This is a genomic window from Streptomyces prasinopilosus, from assembly GCF_001419695.1.
Taxonomy (GTDB): Bacteria; Actinomycetota; Actinomycetes; order Streptomycetales; family Streptomycetaceae; genus Streptomyces; species Streptomyces prasinopilosus.
The window spans coordinates 1-2,187 of the sequence record NZ_LIRG01000984.1; the positions used below are offsets into that span (position 1 = coordinate 1).

Annotated in this window: 3 protein-coding genes; 2 read left to right on the forward strand and 1 reads right to left on the reverse strand. The window is 72.7% G+C overall.

Annotated features, from left to right (window positions below):
- Nucleotides 1-672 (reverse strand): O-methyltransferase (locus AOK18_RS29350; RefSeq protein ID WP_079105250.1); only part of this gene is annotated, 672 nt, incomplete at its 3' end.
- Between the two features lie 162 nt (nt 673-834).
- Between AOK18_RS29350 and sigE the strand changes: the two genes are divergently transcribed.
- Together sigE and AOK18_RS29360 are read left to right on the forward strand one after the other, a co-directional pair.
- On the forward strand, nt 835-1,608 hold the full coding sequence (gene sigE, locus AOK18_RS29355; RefSeq protein WP_240503361.1) for an RNA polymerase sigma factor SigE: 774 nt from the start codon (nt 835-837) through the stop codon (nt 1,606-1,608).
- A partial coding sequence (locus AOK18_RS29360) for an anti-sigma factor family protein (protein ID WP_206281611.1) occupies nt 1,605-2,187 on the forward strand: 583 nt, incomplete at its 3' end. The genes sigE and AOK18_RS29360, both read left to right, overlap by 4 nt.

Sequence of the window (2,187 nt, forward strand, 5' to 3'; positions counted from 1 at the left end):
GTCGCCCACGGGCAGCAGGGACGAGACCAGCTCCTGGCTCTCGCGCAGGGCCCGCACCAGTTCCCGCAGCCGCAGCACCTCGGTGGGCTGCGGCCCGGAGTCCACCGTCCGGCCGTTCGCGAAGACCCCTTCGAAGGCGACCAGACCCCCCGGGCGCAGCAGGCGCAACGATTCCGCGAGATAGTCCTGGTACTCGAGCCGGTCCCCGTCGCAGAAGACGAGGTCGTAGCCGGAGTCCGCGAGGCGGGGCAGGACGTCCAGCGCCCGCCCGGGGATGAAACGGGCCCGGTTGGCGGCGAAGCCCGCCGTGCGGAAGGACTGGCGGGCGGACTGCTGGTGCTCCGGCTCCTGGTCGACCGTGGTCAGCACGCCGTCCGGCCGCATCCCGTGCAGCAGGTGGATGCCGGAGACGCCGCAGCCCGTGCCGATCTCCGCGACCGCCTTGGCGTCCACGGTGGCCGCGAGCAACCGCAGGGCCGCCCCCGTACCGGGCGACACCGAGCGCAGCCCTGCCTCCTGGGCCCGGTCCCGGGCCCAGTGCAGCGCCTCGTCCTCGGCGACATAGGCGTCCGCGAACGCCCAGCTCGTCTGCCGGTTGGCGGTAATGACCCTCTCCTGTCCCCGTGGTTGCCTCGGCGTGACTTTATCCGTTGGTGCCGGGAACCCACTGATGGGACCGGTCGTTGAAAGGGAAGAGCGAACGGCGCGTGCCGCGGAGGGGGTGGGCGTATGGGCGGGAACACCGAGCAAGTGCTGACGCAGGCCCGCGAGTCGTGTCAGGCCACGTCAATTTCTCGTAAAACCGCTTATCCGGAGCTAACGGGCGAGGTGGCTATGGTAGGGGCTCCGCTGGACACCACCAGAGCCGACAGGGGAGGTGCGGCTGCGCCTGTGGATCGGGGAGGAGTGCTGAGGCGCTTCCTCGGATCGGCGGGTAGGCCGAAATCCGTGAACGACACCGCTGCTGACCACAGCCACGCCGCCGAGCCGGCCCAGACCGCGAGCTTCTCCACCGACGCGGACGGGCAGGCGTGGACTCCGCCCACCTGGGAGGAGATCGTCAGCATGCACAGCGGCCGGGTCTACCGGCTCGCCTACCGCCTCACCGGCAACCAGCACGACGCGGAGGACCTCACCCAGGAGGTCTTCGTCCGCGTCTTCCGCTCGCTGTCCACGTACACGCCGGGCACCTTCGAGGGCTGGCTGCACCGCATCACGACCAACCTCTTCCTGGACATGGTGCGCCGCAAGCAGCGCATCAGGTTCGACTCGCTGGGCGACGACGCGGCCGAGCGGCTCCCCAGCAAGGAGCCCACCCCCCAGCAGGTCTTCAACGACACCCACTTCGACGCGGACGTCCAGCAGGCCCTCGACACGCTCGCGCCCGAGTTCCGCGCCGCGGTCGTCCTGTGCGACATCGAGGGACTGTCGTACGAGGAGATCGCCGCGACCCTCGGGGTCAAGCTCGGCACGGTCCGGTCCCGGATCCACCGAGGTCGTTCCCAGCTGCGCAAGGCCCTCGCCCACCGTTCGCCCCAGGCACGCACGGAGCGTCGCTCCTTCGTGCCGCGTGTTCCCGCACTGGGAGGAGGGGGCACGAGCACGTGAGCGGTTCACGGCCGAAACCCGTCGAGGGACACCTCGCGGAGGAGCACCTGGGAGACCGGCTGTCCGCCCTGGTGGACGGAGAGCTGGGTCACGACGCGCGTGAACGCGTCCTGGCGCACGTCGCCACCTGCACGAAGTGCAAGGCGGAGCTGGACGCGCAGCGCCGCCTGAAGAACGTCTTCGCGGAGGCCGCGCCCCCGCCCCCGTCCGAGAGCTTCCTGGCCCGCCTCCAGGGCCTGCCGGCGGGCGGCGACCTCGGCGGCGGCCCGCCCCCGGACGGCGGAGGGCTGCCGGGCGACCCGTCCGCGCGGCTCGGCGGGACGCCCGGAGTCTTCGGGACCGGCGGCCGGCGCGGCGAGCGGTTCGAGTTCGCCTACACGCCCGCCCGGCGCCCCGCCCCCCTGGTCCCGTCCCCGGCGGGCACGGCCGCGAGGGACCGGAGCCTCCGCCTCCACGAGGCCGGCCGGCACGAGCAGGACCGGGCCTCCTCGCGCGGAATGCGGTTCGCCGCCGCGGCGGCGGGAGCGGTGTCCCTCGCGGCGATCGCCCTCGGCGGTGTCGCCGCCCTCACCCTCACCG